Raw genomic sequence first — 17,876 nt, forward strand, 5'->3', positions numbered from 1 at the left:
GTGTTCGACACGCAACGACGCCTGATATTCTAGAACACTGGGAGATGTGTTCGGTCCGGAACATCAGCGGCGTGCGCGCGCGCGTCGTGCGTATTCTAGAACACTGGGAGATGTGTTCGGTCCGGAACGAACATGCCCACCCCGTATGAGACGCCAGCATTCTAGAACACTGGGAGATGTGTTCGGTCCGGAACTTGTTCTTGTCCATCCGGCAGACAGGGTTGATTCTAGAACACTGGGAGATGTGTTCGGTCCGGAACGTGTACTCGATCACAGTAAACCGGGAAATCATTCTAGAACACTGGGAGATGTGTTCGGTCGTAACTGATCCATTATGCACATTCTGTTCATCTGACTTGCGTAGCGTCATAGTTGCCTCCTTTGCAACCCGATCAGGATGGAGGCATTCATGACGAACAAGGTGGACTGGGCCGCGCACCTGCAGGCCATCGAGACCGAGGGCATCAGCATCAAGGACTACGCCGCACGGGAGGGGCTGTCCGTGGCATCGCTGTACTACCACCGTCGGCGGGTCTCGGACGAAGGCAGGCGTACGGAAGGGGCTTCGGCCCTGGTTGCCGTCCAGCTGGCCGAGCGGCACGCCATCCAGCCCTGCACTGTGTGGCTTGCGCCGGGTGTGCGCATGGAGCTTGCCTCGCTGCCTTCGCCGCAGTGGCTGGGACAGCTGGTGGCCAGCATGAGCGCACAGGTGCACTGATGCATCCGGGCTGCCATATCGACAACGTCTACCTGTGCCGGGAACCGGTGGACTTCAGAAAGTCCATCGGTGGGCTCTCGGCGCTGGTGGAGCAGCAGCTGCAGATGAGCCCGTTTGACGATGCGCTCTTTGTGTTCGTGAATCGCCAGCGTGACAAGATCAAGGCACTGTACTGGCACCGCAACGGGTTCTGCCTCTGGTACAAGCGGCTGGAGAAGGAGCGCTTTGCATGGCCAGCACTGCAGGCATCGCAAAGAACCTGCACGCTGAGCATGCGGGAGCTGGAGTGGTTGCTCGAAGGGTTCGACCTGTGGCGCAACCGGCCGCACCAGACACTGCATTATCAGAGCACGGTCTGACGGCCCGGCTTCCCTGTTTTTAATCCGGTCACAAAATCCGTCATTGGCGGAGACATTTTCTGCATTTGATACGGGTTTATAGGCTGCCATCGGGCTATAATGGCAAGCATGCCACCTGCTCGCCGCCGTTCACCTTCTGCCGCCCCATCACCGGATATTTCTCCGGCCGACTACGGCCCTCATGGCTCACCCGAAGCCATGCGGCAGTTTGCGCAATACATGCAGCAGGGCATGGCAATGCAGCTCGATGCTGGCACCCGCGACCTGCTGCGCCAGGAATTGCGGCAGGAATTGCGGCAGGATTTGCGCGATGAGATCGTGAAAGAGCTGCAGGTAGAACTCCGCGAACAAACGCGTGCAGAGCTGCGCGAAGAAATCAAGCAGGAAATCATCGAGGCTGAGATCAAGGCCCGTGTCGATGCCGGGCTCAAATCTCGTATCGAGGCCGAGTTCAAGGCCTGCGTCGAAGCCGAAGTCCTCAAGCGCCTGCGCGTCTATATCAAGGAAATGGAAATGGCGCGCCGGCGCCAGTTCGGCCGCAGTACTGAAACCTCGTCAGCCCAGTACCGGCTCTTCGATGAAGCTGATGCACTGGCAGAGAGCAGCAGTGATGCTGACGACCAGGCGGAGCTGCCCGAAGAGAACACCCGCACCACACCCCGCAAGCCGGCAAAACCCCGTGGCAAGCGCCAGCCGCTGCCGGCGGATCTGCCGCGTGTGGAGATCGTGTATGCAATGCCCGAGGACGAGCGCACCTGCCCCTGCGGTTGCACCATGGCGGAAATCGGTGAGAGTGTTCGTGAGGAGATCGACATCATCCCGATGCAGATCCGGGTGCTGCGTCATGTCTGCAAGCGCTATGCCTGCAGCCGGGGCGATTCGGCACCGCGCACCGCACCGACACCACTGCAGGTGCTGCCCAAAACCAATGCCAGCAATAACCTGCTGGCCATGCTGCCGACCACCAAATACGTCGATGCGATGCCGCTGGCGCGTTTCTCGAACGCACTGACCCGCTATGGCGTCAACGCGCCCCGGCAGACGCTGGCGCGCTGGGTGATCGGTGCGGCACAGGCGCTGCAGCCCGTCCACAACCTGCTGCGCGACCACCTGCTGGCCAGTCCGGTGATCCACATGGACGAGACTACCGTGCAGGTGCTCAAACAGCCCAACAAGAAAACGGGATCACCCGGCTACATGTGGGTGCAAAAAGGCGGTCCGCCGGACAAGTCGGTGGTGATCTATGACTACGACCCGAGCCGTTCCGGCAAGGTACCGTTGCGCCTGCTCGCGGGCTGGCAAGGTTATCTGATGACCGATGGCTACGAAGGCTACAACGCCGTGGGCAGGACCGAGGGTGTCGAGCACCTGGTGTGCTGGGCACACGCACGGCGTGGTTTCGTCAAGGTCGTGCAGGCCAGCAAGGGCAAGCGGGGACGGGCCAATGAAGCCATGGACATGATCGGCCGGCTCTATGGGATCGAGCGCGAGTTCGCCGATGCCACGGACGAGGCACGCCTCGAGGCGCGGCAGAGCCGCAGCAAGGCGGTGCTGGCCGAACTGCGCGACTGGCTGGACAAAATGCTGCCGCTTGTACCGCCCAAAACCCCATTGGGTCAGGCACTGGGCTACCTGTACCGGTACTGGTCGCGCCTGGTGCGATACGTCGAGCGGGGAGATCTGCCGATAGACAACAATCGGGTGGAGAATGCGATTCGCCCGTTCGTTGTGGGCCGCAAGAACTGGCTGTTCAGTGACACACCGGCGGGTGCGCATGCCAGTGCAGTGGTGTACTCGCTGATCGAGACGGCAAAGGCCAACGGGCGGGAGCCGTATGCGTGGCTGCGTCATGTGCTGCAGCGGCTGCCGTATGCGAAGACGGCAGATGACTACGAGGCGCTGCTGCCGTGGAACCTGTCGGCGCTGGAGCTGGTGGAGGAAGCGATCCGGGCCTGATCAATGGTTTTGTGGATCGTTTACAACACATCTCCCAGTGTTCTAGAATAATCACCATCGATGAAGCGTATCGCCCTGCGTTCCGGACCGAACACATCTCCCAGTGTTCTAGAATGACCAGGGCGGTTTCTTGCTTGTTCATGATGTTCCGGACCGAACACATCTCCCAGTGTTCTAGAATCGCCATGGCCTCTGTCTGTAGGTAGCGTTTGCTCCGGACCGAACACATCTCCCAGTGTTCTAGAATTGTGGTACGCCTGCCCGCACAGTGCTAATTGTTCCGGACCGAACACATCTCCCAGTGTTCTAGAATGAGTGACGATGCAGCAATTGAGGCGGCGGCGTTCCGGACCGAACACATCTCCCAGTGTTCTAGAATGTTGACGGCCTCAGCCAGCGTGTCCCGTTGGTTCCGGACCGAACACATCTCCCAGTGTTCTAGAATATCAGCAGATTACTGCATTTGCGCTGGGCAGTTCCGGACCGAACACATCTCCCAGTGTTCTAGAATCTTCCGGTAGAAGTGGGACTGCTTCTGGTGGTTCCGGACCGAACACATCTCCCAGTGTTCTAGAATCGGAATTACAGGCGGCGGCACGGGCAGCGGGTTCCGGACCGAACACATCTCCCAGTGTTCTAGAATTGTCCGGAAGATCCATTACCGGGCCATGGGTCCCGGACCGAACACATCTCCCAGTGTTCTAGAATGTCCACTGCCAGCAGCGAAAATGAGCATTCGTTCCGGACCGAACACATCTCCCAGTGTTCTAGAATCCCCGCGTGTATGTGGTGGACCCGTGGGTCGTTCCGGACCGAACACATCTCCCAGTGTTCTAGAATTTTCCGTCGTGGCGACAGAAACCGTGCAAAGTTCCGGACCGAACACATCTCCCAGTGTTCTAGAATCGGCATAGCCGCGGCCGTCCACGGTCAGGGGTTCCGGACCGAACGTAAACGATCCACAAAACCATTGATCAGGCCCGGATCGCTTCCTCCACCAGCTCCAGCGCCGACAGGTTCCACGGCAGCAGCGCCTCGTAGTCATCTGCCGTCTTCGCATACGGCAGCCGCTGCAGCACATGACGCAGCCACGCATACGGCTCCCGCCCGTTGGCCTTTGCCGTCTCGATCAGCGAGTACACCACTGCACTGGCATGCGCACCCGCCGGTGTGTCACTGAACAGCCAGTTCTTGCGGCCCACAACGAACGGGCGAATCGCATTCTCCACCCGATTGTTGTCTATCGGCAGATCTCCCCGCTCGACGTATCGCACCAGGCGCGACCAGTACCGGTACAGGTAGCCCAGTGCCTGACCCAATGGGGTTTTGGGCGGTACAAGCGGCAGCATTTTGTCCAGCCAGTCGCGCAGTTCGGCCAGCACCGCCTTGCTGCGGCTCTGCCGCGCCTCGAGGCGTGCCTCGTCCGTGGCATCGGCGAACTCGCGCTCGATCCCATAGAGCCGGCCGATCATGTCCATGGCTTCATTGGCCCGTCCCCGCTTGCCCTTGCTGGCCTGCACGACCTTGACGAAACCACGCCGTGCGTGTGCCCAGCACACCAGGTGCTCGACACCCTCGGTCCTGCCCACGGCGTTGTAGCCCTCGTAGCCATCGGTCATCAGATAACCTTGCCAGCCCGCGAGCAGGCGCAACGGTACCTTGCCGGAACGACTCGGGTCGTAGTCATAGATCACCACCGACTTGTCCGGCGGACCGCCTTTTTGCACCCACATGTAGCCGGGTGATCCCGTTTTCTTGTTGGGCTGTTTGAGCACCTGCACGGTGGTTTCATCCATGTGGATCACCGGACTGTCCAGCAGGTGGTCGCGCAGCAGGTTGTGGATGGGCTGCAGCGCCTGTGCCGCACCGATCACCCAGCGGGCCAGCGTCTGCCGGGGCGCATTGACGCCACAGCGGGCCAGCACGTTCGAGAAACGTGCCAGCGGCATGGAATCGACGTACTTGGTGGTCAGCAGCATGGCCAGCAGGTTATTGCTGGCATTGGTTTTGGGCAGCACCTGCAGTGGTGTCGGTGCGGTGCGCGGTGCCGAATCGCCCCGGCTGCAGGCATAGCGCTTGCAGACATGACGCAGCACCCGGATCTGCATCGGGATGATGTCGATCTCCTCACGAACACTCTCACCGATTTCCGCCATGGTGCAACCGCAGGGGCAGGTGCGCTCGTCCTCGGGCATTGCATACACGATCTCCACACGCGGCAGATCCGCCGGCAGCGGCTGGCGCTTGCCACGGGGTTTTGCCGGCTTGCGGGGTGTGGTGCGGGTGTTCTCTTCGGGCAGCTCCGCCTGGTCGTCAGCATCACTGCTGCTCTCTGCCAGTGCATCAGCTTCATCGAAGAGCCGGTACTGGGCTGACGAGGTTTCAGTACTGCGGCCGAACTGGCGCCGGCGCGCCATTTCCATTTCCTTGATATAGACGCGCAGGCGCTTGAGGACTTCGGCTTCGACGCAGGCCTTGAACTCGGCCTCGATACGAGATTTGAGCCCGGCATCGACACGGGCCTTGATCTCAGCCTCGATGATTTCCTGCTTGATTTCTTCGCGCAGCTCTGCACGCGTTTGTTCGCGGAGTTCTACCTGCAGCTCTTTCACGATCTCATCGCGCAAATCCTGCCGCAATTCCTGCCGCAATTCCTGGCGCAGCAGGTCGCGGGTGCCAGCATCGAGCTGCATTGCCATGCCCTGCTGCATGTATTGCGCAAACTGCCGCATGGCTTCGGGTGAGCCATGAGGGCCGTAGTCGGCCGGAGAAATATCCGGTGATGGGGCGGCAGAAGGTGAACGGCGGCGAGCAGGTGGCATGCTTGCCATTATAGCCCGATGGCAGCCTATAAACCCGTATCAAATGCAGAAAATGTCTCCGCCAATGACGGATTTTGTGACCGGATTAAAAACAGGGAAGCCGGGCCGTCAGACCGTGCTCTGATAATGCAGTGTCTGGTGCGGCCGGTTGCGCCACAGGTCGAACCCTTCGAGCAACCACTCCAGCTCCCGCATGCTCAGCGTGCAGGTTCTTTGCGATGCCTGCAGTGCTGGCCATGCAAAGCGCTCCTTCTCCAGCCGCTTGTACCAGAGGCAGAACCCGTTGCGGTGCCAGTACAGTGCCTTGATCTTGTCACGCTGGCGATTCACGAACACAAAGAGCGCATCGTCAAACGGGCTCATCTGCAGCTGCTGCTCCACCAGCGCCGAGAGCCCACCGATGGACTTTCTGAAGTCCACCGGTTCCCGGCACAGGTAGACGTTGTCGATATGGCAGCCCGGATGCATCAGTGCACCTGTGCGCTCATGCTGGCCACCAGCTGTCCCAGCCACTGCGGCGAAGGCAGCGAGGCAAGCTCCATGCGCACACCCGGCGCAAGCCACACAGTGCAGGGCTGGATGGCGTGCCGCTCGGCCAGCTGGACGGCAACCAGGGCCGAAGCCCCTTCCGTACGCCTGCCTTCGTCCGAGACCCGCCGACGGTGGTAGTACAGCGATGCCACGGACAGCCCCTCCCGTGCGGCGTAGTCCTTGATGCTGATGCCCTCGGTCTCGATGGCCTGCAGGTGCGCGGCCCAGTCCACCTTGTTCGTCATGAATGCCTCCATCCTGATCGGGTTGCAAAGGAGGCAACTATGACGCTACGCAAGTCAGATGAACAGAATGTGCATAATGGATCAGTTACGATGTGTTCGGTCCGGAACGCCGGGGTACGATTTCATTTGCTGATTGTTATTCTAGAACACTGGGAGATGTGTTCGGTCCGGAACACGCGGCGCGCCACACCCCCGGCCGCGAACATTCTAGAACACTGGGAGATGTGTTCGGTCCGGAGCGTCATGACGAAGATTCCGAGCTGCCGTCTGGTTCTGGAGCACAGGGAGGTGTAGCCAACCCAAATCCATGCAAGTTTTGAAAGACCATTGCCCCTTGATTATCCCGGGGACGGAGTTACATACCCATATTTCTCCATGTCGGGTTGGAGTACACTGGTTACCTGCCATACGGCAGTATTGCCCCGACATACGTCGAGTAAGGGGGTTCGGATGAGTGCGTACTCTAGGGATGTGTCCAATGAGGAGGTCATGGCAAGTCAGTTTTGTGCTGATCTGGCGGCAGCGGGCCTTCGCGTAGCCGTGCATCCCACTGCCCCGGATCAGACTGCCCAAAGTGCCTGACCGCTTTGGGGGCAACCCTCATTCGTTTCCGTCGTCAGTGCTACCCTTTTCGGGGTGCAGGCATCAGCGCCTGCCGTTTCAGTATTTCTAGGGTCCACGAATCAGGAGGAGTTTCCATGAACCGAACCGACGTAACCGAAAAGATCATTTCCACCAAGGTGACCAAGGGGCTCACATGGTCCGAAATTGCAAAGCGGGTTGGGCAGAGTGAGGCGTGGACAACGGCGCTCTGCCTGGGTCAGATGACGGCAGACTCGGAACACGCAAAGGTGCTGGGGGAAATTTTTGGCCTGACCGCGGAGGAGCAGCAGTGGTTGCAGGTTCCACCCTATCGCGGCTCTCTGCCTACTCAGGTGCCGACCGATCCGCTCATCTATCGGTGGTATGAGGTGGTCAATGTCTATGGCTCCACCATCAAGGAGCTGATTCACGAGAAGTTCGGCGACGGCATCATGAGTGCCATTGATTTCTCCATCGAGCTGGACCGTCAGCCGGATCCAAAAGGGGATCGCGTCAATGTCGTGCTGTCAGGCAAGTTCCTGCCGTACAAGCCCTACTGACGATGGTATCGGTCAGAGGATTGCCGGGGGGTCGGCCACCTCTGGCGAGGCGGTTTTCCAGTATGGCTGGTCATCTGTGCGTCGAGTGATGATGCTGGCCATTGTCGGGCTTCAAAGTCGCCGTCAGTTGAAGGAGTGTACCAATATTTGGTACACTCCCCACTCCAAACAGGAGAACACCATGAGCCGGAACACTTCGGTTTCTCTCGGTCCGCACTTCGCCAGCTTCATCGATGGTCTGGTGCAAGGTGGGCGCTATGGCACCACCAGCGATGTAGTCAGGGCAGGATTGCGGCTGCTTGAAGAACACGAGGCCAGGGTAAAGGCGCTGCAAGATGCGTTGCGCGAGGGTATGGCGTCTGGCGAACCGCGTCCATTCGATTTCGAAGACTTCAAGGCACGCAAACGCGCCGGTTTTCAGCAGCAATGAAGCGCATTGCGTTCACGCCAGCGGCAGAGGCCGACATCGACAGCATCTGGGATTACAGCGCCGAAATGTGGGGTGCAGATCAGGCCGACACCTACACCGATGCCATCAGGGATACCTGCCGTGCGCTGGCAGAGGGCAGGAAGCGGGGGCGGCCTGCGCAGGTTCTGCCGGATTTCCAGAAGTGCCTGTGCGGCTCCCATGTCATTTACTTTCTGGAGTCTGCCGGGTCTCTGGATGTGGTTCGCATCCTGCATCAACGACAGGATGCCGGGCGGCATCTTTAGATGCGTGCCGTGGGTTCATTCGGATCTACCCTCCGCCCGTCACCATCCCACCCCCCACACCAATTGTCACGACAATAAAGACAATCCTCATTGCATAATCCGCATCGTTTCGGATTCTGGTGGCTTGATCCCGTGCCGGCCTGCGTGTGCCCTCGAGGGGGCAAGCGCTGCCCGGAGGGTCGCCCGCCACCGCAAGGAGTCTTCATGTCGTCTTCCGCCAAACTTCCCGCCATCTTTCTGGGCCATGGCAGCCCCATGAATGCCATCGAGCCGGGCAACCGGTTCAATCAGGCGTTTCTGCAGGTGGCGCAGGGCGTCGAAAAGCCGCAGGCGGTACTGATGGTGTCGGCGCACTGGTATGGTCGCCGGCTGCAGGTCATGTCGGGTGAGCACAATCCGCTCATCTACGATTTCTATGGCTTTCCGCAGGCGCTGTTCGAGGCCACCTATCCGGCGCCCGGTTCGGCGGCGCTGGCGGCGCGTGTGAGTGCGCTGCTGGTGCAGGAGCAGGTGGAGTCAGACCCTGCCCGCGGGCTGGACCATGGGGCCTGGGCGGTGCTGCGGCATTTCTATCCGCAGGCGGATGTGCCGGTGGTGCAGCTTTCGCTGGACATCACCAAACCGGCCAGCTGGCACTGGGCGGTGGCCCAAAAATTGCGGCCGCTGCGGGACGAGGGTGTGCTCATCATGGGCAGCGGCAACATCATCCACAATCTGCGGCTGATGGACCGGTGGCACATGGACCGCAGTGTGGCCTACGACTGGGCGATGGATTTCCGTGCGCGCATCAATCGGGCCATTCTGGCCAACGATCTTGACACGCTGCTGAATTTCACGGAGCTGGGTGAGGGGGCGCGTCTGGCCGTGCCGGTGCCGGCCGAGCATTTTCTGCCGCTGCTGTATGTGCTGGCGCAGCGCGAGGACGGCGAGCCGGTGGACATTTTCAATGATGAGATCATTGCCGGCTCGCTGTCGATGACATCGGTGAAGGTGGGCTGAAGAGGCCCGGACGGAACTTCCGCGCAGCCGGCGCCAGGCGCTGCCGAAGCGTTTCCCGGGGGCCGGCACGGGCCTCGTCTGAGGCTGGTTTTCGCGGCACCCGGGGTGAGGCCGTCTCAGGGCGTCTCGCCGTTTCCGGACTTTCCACCTTCGTCCTGCTGCCAGGGGTTTTCGCCCTGCACCCGCTGGAAGGCACGGTAGAACTCCTGCACGCTCTGGTTCTCCCGCACGGGAAGGCCGGTGGCGTTGTACAGGAATTCGGCGGCGTGAGCGCGGGTGGTGCGGTCGAAGTTGCCGCTTTCCGGTACGGCATAACCGTACTGGCGCAGGGTACGCTGCATGTACAGCACGCGGTTGGTGATGGCGGAGTTCTGTGTGCCTGATGCGTCGGGCGCGGGCGTTCCGCCCTTGTTGCCGGCTGCACCGGGCGTGCCCGGGGTATTGGATGCTCCCGGTGCTGCCGGTGAGCCCTGTCTGCCTGACGTACTGGATGTGTCCGGTGAGCCCGATCTGCCTGCCGTGCCGGATGCTTCTGGTGTGCCCGATCTGGCCGGCGTGCCGGTTGCGCCCTGATTGCCGAGCCTTCCCGGTGTGCCGGCGCTATCCGAAGCAGCAGACCTGCCCGATGTACCGGGCGCTCCAGAGGTCGCTGACCCTTCTGGCGTGGCAGACGTGCCAGCTGCGTTGCGCGAATCCGATGGGCTGTACGATCCTCTGGCCGAACCCGAACCCGAACCCGAACCCGAACCCGAACCCGAACCCGAACCCGAATCTGTGCCTGCGCCCGTACCTATGCCTCTGCCCGTGGCAGGGGTGTGGGGAGCCACGCGTCCGGAAATGTCGGCATTCTCCCGCCCCGGGGCCTGGGCTTCCCTGTTGGCACGGCTGGTGGACGGACGTTCGCCGGCAGCCCTGCCGTTGCCGGCGCCGGTACGTGTCTCTGCGGCTTCTGAACCCGGCCTTGCCCCCGTGCCAGCACCTGAGCTGGCACCTGAGCCTGTACTCGAGCCTGCACCTCTGGCCGGACTGCCGTGGGCGGTGGTGTTGCTGGTACCGCTGCGGGACGTGGCATTGGCCCGGTCGCTGCCTGTTTCGCTGCCGGCCGTGCGGTTGCCTGCGCCGCTTCCGCTGCTGCCGCTCGCGCCAGTATCCGTGCCATCGTTGCGGTTGGTGGCGGCGGGTTTGCCGCCAGAACCGCCGCTGGCCCCGTTGCTGCTGGCCGGACCGGTGTTGCGGTTGCGGCCACCATTGGCGTTTCCGGTACCGTTGCCGGAATTGCGCTGGCGGTTGCTGTGCGTGACGGCAGGTTTGTTCGTGTCCGTGTCGGTGTCCGGGGTGCCGAAGAACATGCCGATCACCAGCAGGATGATGATCACAATCAGGGTTGCCAAAGCCACCAGACGCATCAGGGTCAGGATGCCCCGGCCGGTCTGGGTGATGCCCCGCCACAGGCGCCCGAAGGGGCCGCCGCCGTAGGACTGGGGGGCGCTTCGGGGGTTGTAGGTCTGGGCCTGGCTGGCATGGCCGGCGGCGTACATGGGGACACGCTGGCCGGAAGGCCGGGGGGCGCCTGCCGTCCGTTTGGTGCCGGCAGGCGGTGGGGGGCTGCGCCGGGCGGTGGCGTTGCCGGCACCGGCACCGGCGCTTCCCCGGCCAGCACTGATGCTTCCCCGGCTGGCGCTGCTGCCGCCTGTGTGGGGTGTGCCGCCCGTGCGGGGCATGCTGCCCATGCTGGGGCCGGTGTGCCGGCCGGTGGGACGGGTGGTCTGCTCGTACGGCTTCTGCTGCAGGGCTTCGGCCAGTTCGGGCGGAATGGGGGCGGGGGGCCGGCCCGGGAAGAGCGGGGTGCCGGACTGGACCTCCATCTGGCACCAGGGGCAGCTGTTCAGGTGACCGGGGTAGAGGTGATGCTCGTCTTCGGGGCAGACGTAGAGGCTGGCTTCGAAGGCTTCGAGGGCTTCCACCCATTGCTGGGCCGTGGGCCGTTCCACGTCGCCCCGGGTGTTCAGGGCCTGGGCGAACAGGGCGGCCAGTACGGGCGAGAGTTCGACCAGGCTGGGCAGGCCGGGTGGGGGCGTGACCGGGACGCGGCGGGCCGTGGTGGGGCGATGCTGGCCTGTGTCTGTGCTGGCCGTACCGGTACCGCTGGTGTGGTGGGGGCTGCCGGGGCGTGTGCTGCTGCCTTCGCGTGACAGGCTGGCGTTGTGCGCATGCAGCCAGTCCCATGCGGTGGGATGGTTGGGATCCGGGATGGGGTGGGGGTAGTGCAGCTGCTCGATCCGCTTGCTGATGGGCGGCGGGTTCTGGACACTGCTGCTGTAGACACCGTTGAAGGGGTGATGCCCCATCATCAGGGTCTGGAAGATCAGGACGGCCAGGCCGAAGTTGTCGTGGTTGGGGGTGCGGGTGATGCCCTCCAGCGAGCGGCCCTGCAGTTCGGGTGGGGTGTATTCGGGGGTGCCGACCAGGCAGGGGAACTTCTGGGTGGCGGTGACGAACTGGAAGCTGTCGGCATCGACGAGGGCCACGGTGGCCTGGTGGTCTACCAGCATGCCGCTGGCGTTCACGTCGCCGATGACGCAGCCGGTGAGGTGCACGGAGGCGACGGCCCGGGCGATGTTGGTGGCGGTGTGGGCCAGAAAGCCGTAGTCGGCCGTGGGGAAGTGCTGCTTGCGGGCTGCGGGCGCGTAGACTTCGTGCAGGGGCAGGCGGTCGCGCACCGCCCGCATCAGAAAACCGGCAAAGAGGCCGTCGTTGCCCAGCATGACGGCCCAGGGGAAGGCGGCCAGTTCGGACTGGGCGGCCAGGCCGGCCTGAACCATGGCGCGGATCTTGGCCTCCAGCCGGGGGCGGCGCGGATTCTTGTACAGCTTGACGGCGAGGTCGCCGGAGGGGCCGGCCAGAAAAACCTCGCCCTCGCCACCGCCCCCCAGGCGCTTGCCCAGGGTGAAGGTATGACCGTCGTCGGTGCGCAGGGTGCGCGGGGGAGACTGGCCACTCATGGCAGCACGGCAATGATCAGCGTCTTGTCGTCGTCGGTGCGGCTGTTGACGGCGGCGCTGTTCAGGTAGGCGGCCAGCTGGGCAGACAGGGCTGCATGACGGCCATACCAGACGGCTTCAGGTGCGTACGACGGGGCCGGCGCGGCCGGTGTGGCTGCTGCGGCAGCAGGGACGGACGTGGCCCGTGTGGCGGGTGCGGCCGCCGTGGCCGCCATGGATCTGGAGACCGGCGCAGCACCTTGGTGGGGCATGGCTGCTGGGGCTCCTTGCGCTGGTGCTGCTCCGGGGGGCTGCATGGCGCCTGCGGCATGCGCTGCCTGGGTGGGCGGCATGGCTGCCGTGGCCGGACGTGCCTGCGCTGCCTGGGCTGGCTGCGTGGCGCCTGTGGCTGGGAGGGCCTGTGCTGCCACGGGTGTCATGTGGGCACCGGCGGATGGGGCCAGGAAGGGGGCATCCGGCATGTCCCTTTCCAGCAGCGGGGTGGCAACCCAGGCTGGCGGTGGGGTGGCCGGCCTGGTGGCTGCCGGAGGACGCCCCTGTGCACGGGGGAAGCGGGGGCGGCCGAACGGTCTGCCGGCACCCTGTGCGGGAGGGCGCTGTGCGCGCGGGTTCTGCGCGCGGGGGTTGCGTGGTGTGGTGGGGCCCTGTGCGTAGGGGCCCTGTGCATAGGAACCCTGACCGTTGTGGCGCTGCATGTAGGCGCCCTGCGGGTTGGGGCCTTGCGCATAGGCCCGCTGCATGCCGGGGCGTTGTGTGGGGGGCTGCCCGCCGGGGCGCTGTACGGGGGCCTGTGGGCCGGGGCGCTGTGCCAGGGGGGCTTGTGGGTTGTGGTGCTGGGCCGAGGGGGCTTGCGGGCCGGGATGCTGGACTGAGGGGCCTTGTGGTGCGGTGTGCTGGACTGAGGAGGGGCCTTGCTGGGCGGTGTGCTGCACGGGGGCGGCCGGTGCGCCTGTCCCGGGTACGGGAGCTGCCTGCCCGGCGCCGGTGTTGCCCGCGGGGGTTGGGTGTGTTGCGGCGGTGGGGACCTCGTCGAGCAGCGGGGTGGTCATGGCGCCGAAGAAGGGGGCATGCGGGGTGCGGGTTTTCATGTCCAGCACCAGGCGCTCGATGCCGTCGGTGAAGACGGCCAGGGCGTCGAAGGGGGCGTCAAAGCGCCCGATGCGTGTCTGCTCCGGCGGGGTATCGGTGATGAAGCGGGTGGTGGCCGCAAATTCGCCATGTTCGGGCCAGGACAGCGTCTGCCAGGTCTGCGTCTGGGCGTGGTGGGCGACGATGCCGCCATCGCCGGTGTGGGCGACGAGGGTCTGTCTGCCGTTGCTGAGAGCCAACAGCAGGGTGCAGGCGAAGTCACGCGGCTGGAGTCCGCGCCGGGCGGCTGCCAGGGCAATGCGCTGGCGGGCGCGCTCGATCCAGACGTGCAGGGTGGCGTCGTCGGGCAGGCCGGGGGGGTACGGCTGGCTGCCGTGGCCGAAGGCAGCGCTGGGGCCGTTGCCCGGCATGCCACCCGGGCTGGCCGCGCCGCCGGGCGGGAGATTGTGGCCCGATGGGAGGTTGTGACCGGGCGGAAGGTAGCTACCCTGTTCGAAGTACCGGTGCACGGCCTGGCTGAGGGTGCGACAGGTGAGGACGGCCCCCAGCCGGCTGTGGGTGGCGCTGCCGGCACCGTCGCAGGCGATGGCCAGCAGCCAGGGGGCGGTGTTGCCGTCGTCTGCGCCGGTGGCCTGCGTCGGGGCAGGATGCAGGGAGGATGCGGAGGCGCCGGGGACGCCCGCCGGGTAGATCATCCGGCAGGTGTGGGCGTCCTGGAGCGGCTGGCCGCTCTGGCTGTGTGAGGTACCGATGCAGGAGGCGGAGGCCCAGGACCAGTGCTTCATGGTGGCAGCGGGATGGCGGGGCGAGCGGCGCTCAGTCGATGGTGGCCCAGCCGTTCGGGCCGGTGGGGTTGGTCAGCGCCACGGCGTCGCCGGGGTTGGAGCGCGACTGCGAACTGAGGGAGCTGGACAGCCAGGCGAACAGCTCGCGGAAGGCCAGGCCCTTGAGGCGCAGCGGCTGGCGCTTGGCCAGGGTGCCCAGGGTGCTCATGTCGGCATCTTCGACGCCCACGGCATAGAACATGAATTCCTTGCCGGCCTCGCCGTGTTCGATGGCGGCACGGGCGTTGGCGATGTTGTCGGTGGGCGTGCCGTCGGTGATCATGAAGATCCACGGGCGGTAGTAGCTGATGCCGGCCTGGCGGTAGAGGTTCTTGCGATGGCGCAGCAGGTGGATGGCGGTTTCGACGGCCTCGCCCATGGGGGTGAGGCCCTCGGCGTGGAGTTCGGGCGCGATGAAGTGGGCTGCGCTGGTGAAGTCCTGGTAGACCTGCACGTCTCCGAAGGTGACGATGGCCACTTCCACCCGCCGGGCGCTGAGGCTGTCGGCCTTGAGGGAGGCTTCGAAGCCTTTCAGGCCCTGGTTGAGTTCCTGGATGCGCCTGCCGCTCATGGAGGCCGAGACATCGAGCAGGAGCAGGCAGGGGCAGCGCGGTTCGGGGTTCTCGACAAATTCCGCCAGGGCAAAGGGATTGGCGTCCATGTTCATTGGTTCGCTCCGGATGAATGGGCGTGGCCCACATACGCGGGGATTCTAGCCGCTGATCGGATGCATGTGATGTTCATGTCGCGATATGGGGGTGCCCCGGAACGGAACAATTGCACACGCCCGGGTGCCATGGGCGCTGTCAGGAGCGCTCTGGCGCGCTGGACGGCCGGATCATGTTGCGAAGTATGGCGTCCGATGCAGATCCGTACATTCACCGGCGCACGTGTTTACCGGCGCGTACATTTGTCGGGGCATGCCCTGTTGGGGCATGGCTTTGCACCGGGCGCACAGGATATCGCGGTGTCCGTAACGCTTCAGCCTTTCTGGAAGACCTGTACGGCCGCAGTCAGGTCTTCCAGTGCGCTGCCGACGGCCTTGAAGACGGTGATGGCCTGGTCGTCGGTACGGCCGGGGCGCTGGCCGCGGCAGAGCTGTTCGAGGGTGGCGCGGATGTCGCTGGTGGCAAACCGGCCGGTGGCAAAGGCGTTGAGCAGGTCGCCGGATTTCAGGGCAGCTTCGTCGGTATCGACATAGACCTCGGTGTCGAGGAAGCATTCGGGGGCGGCTTCGGTCATGGTGGGCTTGAAGCTGCCGATCAGGTCGAGGTGGGCGCCGGGCTGCAGCCAGTCACGCTGGATCAGCGGGGCCTCGGCCAGGGTGGCGCAGCTGATGATGTCGGCCTGGCGGACGGCGGCTTCGAGGGCATCCAGTCCGCCTTCGAGCGGAGTGGCCGGAATGCCCTGCTTGCGCAGCGATTCGGCCAGTACGGCAGCGCGTACGGGGCGGGGGTTCCAGATGTCGACGTGTTCGATGTCGCGCACGGCACGCATGGCGCCGGGCACGAGGGCGGCGATGCGGCCGGCCCCCAGCACCAGCAGGCGTCTGGCGTCCTTTCTCGCCAGAAAATCGGCGCCCAGGGCGGCGGCACCGGCGGTGCGGCGGGCGGTGATGGCGTCACCATCGATGAGGGCCAGCGGTACGCCGGTGGTGGCACTGTAGAGCACGTAGGTGGCGTGCAGGCCGGGCAGGTTCTGGGCGCCGTTGGCGGGGAAGATGTTGATGGTCTTGACACCGAAGAAGCCGGCTTCGTTCCAGGCCGGCATGATCAGGGTGGTGCCCTGCACGCCCTGGCTTTCGATGGTGTGGGTGTGGCGCAGCGGTACCGAGGCGCCCTTGTCGAAGGCTTCGCGCAGGGCGGGGATGAGGGTACGGAAGGCCAGTGCGCGGTTGCACTGGTCGGCGTCGAACTGTTTCATCGGGACTCGTTTGGGAAGGTGATGTGATTCGGAAGGGGGGCGTACCGGTTCTGCCCGTGGTGTCCGCTGCGGTTCCTGTGGTGATTCACGCAGCGGACCCTGTTGCGGTCCCGGCGCTGGTGCAGGGATGCGGGGTGGTGCAGGACGCGGGACAGTGCGGGCCAGGGGCAGGTGGGTCAGAGAAAGCGCTGCACCGCGTACGGCGACGGGTCGGTGAAGGGCTGCTGGCCGGTCATCAGTTCGGCCAGCAGGCGGCCGCTGACGGGACCGAGGGTCAGGCCGTGGTGGGCGTGGCCCACGTTGAACCACAGGCCGCGATGGTGCGGCGCGGGGCCGATGAGGGGGCGCATGTCCGGGGTGCAGGGGCGGCGGCCCATCCAGGGGACGGCTTCGACGGGCTCGCCCAGCGGCCAGAAGGCGCGGGCGATGCGGGTGTCCTGCTCGGCCTGGGCATAGTTGGGCGGAGCGTCGGGCAGGGCCAGGTGCACGCCGGTGGTGAGGCGGATGCCGTCTTCCATGGTGGCCATGACGAACCCCGAGGCGCTGTCGCAGACGGGGAAGGGCAGGGCGGGATGCTCTGCATCGATGCGGAAATGCAGGTGATAGCCGCGTTTGGGACGCAGTGGCAGGCGGTAGCCGAATTTTTCGGCCAGCGCCCCGGTATCGGCGCCGAGCGCCAGCACCACGTCGCTGGCGTGCAGGCTGCGGCCGTCGGGCAGGGGCAGCAGCCAGCCGGGGTCGGCCGGCTGCAGGGCCATGGCGTCGGCACGCAGGATGTCGCCACCGCCGGAACTGAAGAGGTGGGCATAGCCCTGCACCAGTTTGAAGGGCGACAGCACGGTCCAGGGATCCTGCCAGTGCACACCGCCGCTGATGCCGCCTTCGGCGCGCAGGGCGGGCAGGCGGGCCTGCAGGGCGTGCGCATCGAGCACTTCCATGGCCAGGCCGTAGTGTTCGGACTGGGTGCGGGCCAGTGCGGCTTCGGTGGCGAAGGTCTGAGGGCCGCGGAAGAGTTCGATCCAGCCGTCACTGCGCACGAGAGACTGCAGGCCGGCGGCGGTGATGAGGGGCTGGTGTTCGGCCACACATCGTTCGATGAGCGGGCGCATGTCCTCGGTGGCGCGGGCCAGGGGTGAGGGGGCCGATTCGTGCCAGTAGCGCTGCAGCCAGCGGGCATACCAGGGCAGGGCTCGCCACTGGAAACGTATGGCGCTGTGGGTGTTGGTGGCCATGCGCAGCACCGTGCCGGGGTCGCGCGGCATGGCGTAGGGCACGAGGCTGGCGCGCTCGATGAGGCCGGCGTTGCCGAAGCTGGTGCCCCGGCCCGGATCTTCCTGGTCGACGAGGCAGACGCGGCGGCCCTGGGCCTGCAGCGCCAGTGCTGCACTGACCCCCACGATGCCGGCGCCGAGGACGATGACATCGGCAGCAAGACGCTGGGAACTGGGCATGGCTGAACCTCCTCCGACGTGACACACGGGTATTTGTATCGTATATCCGTATCCTATCAGTACCGGGGGCGGGCGGCACGTCCGGCCTGGGCGCTGCTGCC

15 protein-coding genes and 2 CRISPR repeat arrays (1 of these 17 running past the window's edge) are annotated in these 17,876 nt (G+C 64.7%); of the genes, 7 read left to right on the forward strand and 8 right to left on the reverse strand.

What is annotated here, in order from left to right; genetic code table 11:
• Window positions 1–326: direct repeats of the CRISPR family, unit length 36 nt; unit sequence ATTCTAGAACACTGGGAGATGTGTTCGGTCCGGAAC (it extends 567 nt beyond the left edge of the window).
• An 83-nt stretch (window positions 327–409) separates the two neighbouring features.
• The 3 genes from tnpA (EHV23_RS11745) to tnpC (EHV23_RS11755) all read left to right on the forward strand — a co-directional run bounded on the left by tnpA (EHV23_RS11745) (window position 410) and on the right by tnpC (EHV23_RS11755) (window position 3,033).
• On the forward strand, window positions 410–718 hold the full coding sequence (gene tnpA, locus EHV23_RS11745; protein WP_125095924.1) for an IS66 family insertion sequence element accessory protein TnpA: 309 nt from the start codon (window positions 410–412) through the stop codon (window positions 716–718).
• The gene (gene tnpB / locus EHV23_RS11750) at window positions 718–1,077 is read left to right on the forward strand and encodes an IS66 family insertion sequence element accessory protein TnpB (protein ID WP_125095923.1); all 360 of its coding nucleotides are present in this window, start codon (window positions 718–720) and stop codon (window positions 1,075–1,077) included. Before tnpA (EHV23_RS11745) ends, tnpB (EHV23_RS11750) begins: the two co-directional genes overlap by 1 nt.
• Before the next feature lie 108 nt (window positions 1,078–1,185).
• Complete coding sequence (gene tnpC, locus EHV23_RS11755) at window positions 1,186–3,033, forward strand: IS66 family transposase (protein WP_158615956.1); 1,848 nt, start codon at window positions 1,186–1,188, stop codon at window positions 3,031–3,033.
• Between the two features lie 79 nt (window positions 3,034–3,112).
• Window positions 3,113–3,939: direct repeats of the CRISPR family, unit length 36 nt; unit sequence GTTCCGGACCGAACACATCTCCCAGTGTTCTAGAAT.
• A gap of 68 nt (window positions 3,940–4,007) precedes the next feature.
• Here tnpC (EHV23_RS11755) and tnpC (EHV23_RS11760) read toward each other — a convergent pair.
• The 3 genes from tnpC (EHV23_RS11760) to tnpA (EHV23_RS11770) form a co-directional block, all read right to left on the reverse strand.
• The gene (tnpC, locus tag EHV23_RS11760) at window positions 4,008–5,855 is read right to left on the reverse strand and encodes an IS66 family transposase (protein ID WP_158615957.1); all 1,848 of its coding nucleotides are present in this window, start codon (window positions 5,853–5,855) and stop codon (window positions 4,008–4,010) included.
• 108 nt (window positions 5,856–5,963) lie between these two features.
• Window positions 5,964–6,323, reverse strand: coding sequence for an IS66 family insertion sequence element accessory protein TnpB (gene tnpB / locus EHV23_RS11765; protein ID WP_125095923.1), 360 nt, complete (start codon window positions 6,321–6,323; stop codon window positions 5,964–5,966).
• Window positions 6,323–6,631 (reverse strand): IS66 family insertion sequence element accessory protein TnpA, encoded by a 309-nt coding sequence (gene tnpA, locus EHV23_RS11770; protein ID WP_125095924.1) that lies wholly within the window; start codon window positions 6,629–6,631, stop codon window positions 6,323–6,325. The genes tnpB (EHV23_RS11765) and tnpA (EHV23_RS11770) overlap by 1 nt, the downstream gene beginning before the upstream one ends.
• Window positions 6,632–7,329: 698 nt before the next feature.
• Between tnpA (EHV23_RS11770) and cynS the strand changes: the two genes are divergently transcribed.
• The 4 genes from cynS (at window position 7,330) to ygiD (ending at window position 9,486) form a co-directional block, all read left to right on the forward strand.
• On the forward strand, window positions 7,330–7,773 hold the full coding sequence (gene cynS / locus EHV23_RS11775) for a cyanase (protein WP_125096247.1): 444 nt from the start codon (window positions 7,330–7,332) through the stop codon (window positions 7,771–7,773).
• A 181-nt stretch (window positions 7,774–7,954) separates the two neighbouring features.
• Window positions 7,955–8,203, forward strand: a complete 249-nt coding sequence (locus EHV23_RS11780; RefSeq protein WP_125096248.1) for a type II toxin-antitoxin system ParD family antitoxin — start codon at window positions 7,955–7,957, stop codon at window positions 8,201–8,203.
• Complete coding sequence (locus tag EHV23_RS11785; protein WP_125096249.1) at window positions 8,200–8,487, forward strand: type II toxin-antitoxin system RelE/ParE family toxin; 288 nt, start codon at window positions 8,200–8,202, stop codon at window positions 8,485–8,487. The genes EHV23_RS11780 and EHV23_RS11785 overlap by 4 nt, the downstream gene beginning before the upstream one ends.
• Window positions 8,488–8,691: 204 nt before the next feature.
• Window positions 8,692–9,486, forward strand: coding sequence for a 4,5-DOPA-extradiol-dioxygenase (ygiD, locus tag EHV23_RS11790; RefSeq protein WP_125096250.1), 795 nt, complete (start codon window positions 8,692–8,694; stop codon window positions 9,484–9,486).
• A gap of 116 nt (window positions 9,487–9,602) precedes the next feature.
• On the opposite strand, the gene EHV23_RS11795 is transcribed toward ygiD, so the two are convergent.
• The 5 genes from EHV23_RS11795 to EHV23_RS11815 form a co-directional block, all read right to left on the reverse strand.
• Complete coding sequence (locus tag EHV23_RS11795; protein ID WP_125096251.1) at window positions 9,603–12,488, reverse strand: hypothetical protein; 2,886 nt, start codon at window positions 12,486–12,488, stop codon at window positions 9,603–9,605.
• Entirely contained in the window at window positions 12,485–14,362 is a 1,878-nt protein-coding gene (locus tag EHV23_RS11800; RefSeq protein ID WP_125096252.1) for a PP2C family serine/threonine-protein phosphatase, read from the reverse strand. Before EHV23_RS11800 ends, EHV23_RS11795 begins: the two co-directional genes overlap by 4 nt.
• Before the next feature lie 31 nt (window positions 14,363–14,393).
• Window positions 14,394–15,062 (reverse strand): vWA domain-containing protein, encoded by a 669-nt coding sequence (locus EHV23_RS11805; protein ID WP_338034510.1) that lies wholly within the window; start codon window positions 15,060–15,062, stop codon window positions 14,394–14,396.
• Window positions 15,063–15,382: 320 nt separating this feature from the next.
• Window positions 15,383–16,324 carry a bifunctional Delta(1)-pyrroline-2-carboxylate/Delta(1)-piperideine-2-carboxylate reductase gene (gene lhpI, locus EHV23_RS11810; protein ID WP_125096254.1) on the reverse strand — a complete coding sequence of 314 codons (942 nt, stop codon included), beginning with the start codon at window positions 16,322–16,324 and terminating at the stop codon, window positions 15,383–15,385.
• A gap of 176 nt (window positions 16,325–16,500) precedes the next feature.
• A complete protein-coding gene (locus EHV23_RS11815; protein ID WP_125096255.1) occupies window positions 16,501–17,775 on the reverse strand; it encodes an NAD(P)/FAD-dependent oxidoreductase in 1,275 nt (424 codons plus the stop codon).
• Between the last annotated feature and the right edge of the window lie 101 nt (window positions 17,776–17,876).

The sequence above is a fragment of the Lautropia dentalis genome (genome assembly GCF_003892345.1).
Taxonomy (GTDB): domain Bacteria; phylum Pseudomonadota; class Gammaproteobacteria; order Burkholderiales; family Burkholderiaceae_E; genus Lautropia; species Lautropia dentalis.